This is a genomic window from Thermoplasma sp., assembly GCF_008709555.1.
GTDB lineage: Archaea > Thermoplasmatota > Thermoplasmata > Thermoplasmatales > Thermoplasmataceae > Thermoplasma.
Genome location: NZ_VYIJ01000042.1, coordinates 1 through 718, shown reverse-complemented (window position 1 = coordinate 718; position 718 = coordinate 1). Strand labels below are relative to the sequence as shown.

The 718-nt window shown below is 49.7% G+C and carries 1 protein-coding gene and 1 pseudogene; one reads left to right on the top strand and one right to left on the bottom strand.

The features are described from left to right. Positions 1-420 (top strand): annotated as a pseudogene (locus F6Q11_RS07555) (hypothetical protein); the annotation flags it as partial. Here the strand turns inward: F6Q11_RS07555 and F6Q11_RS07550 are convergent. Then, a partial coding sequence (locus F6Q11_RS07550; protein WP_297028001.1) for a GNAT family N-acetyltransferase occupies positions 421-718 on the bottom strand: 298 nt, incomplete at its 5' end.

The following is a 718-nucleotide window of genomic DNA, read 5'->3' as shown; positions in this document are numbered from 1 at the left end:
ATGGTCGATGTGGGCATCACGATGACGACAGCGTCGCCGGATAAGGCGAGAATTATAGAAACGCAGAGCCCGACGCCGGAGGCGAGGCACAGGGCTCTTGCTTCGCTTTCTGCGGCCGGCATACGCACATGGATCTTCTACGGCCCCATAATAAGAGGCTTCAATGATTCCAATAGGGAGATAGAGGGAATAGCAAGGATCGCATCCGATACAGGATCGAGAATAATATTTGACGCCTATTCGTTCTACCCCAGATCGGCTGAGATGATGATCGGGGCCGGTATAAGGCCGGCAGCTCCAGATATGAAGAAGCTTGAGCCCAGGATAAGAAGAATATGCGGGGATTTTGGAGTGGAATGCCACAGCGAGGATGAGGATTATCTGAAGGAGAATTCAAGGATCAACAGGACGCTATTCTGATTATATGTATATTATCTTCTCGTTGAACCTCTCGAAGAGCACTTCATCGGCAAAGCCATATCCAGGTACGTATCCGTGCCTGCGGTACCTACCGACCTCTTCGAACCCATTCTTCTCTAGGACCTTTCTGGATGCAATGTTTGGTTCAAAGACACTGCTTATCAGCTTGCGCAGGTGCATTGTGTCGAAGGCGTACTTCATCATCAGCGATACGGCTTTAGTTGTTATGCCTCGGCCCCAGAACTTCTGATCGATACCGAATGCTATGTAGGCGTAGCTGTTCTTGTTGTCTATGTCG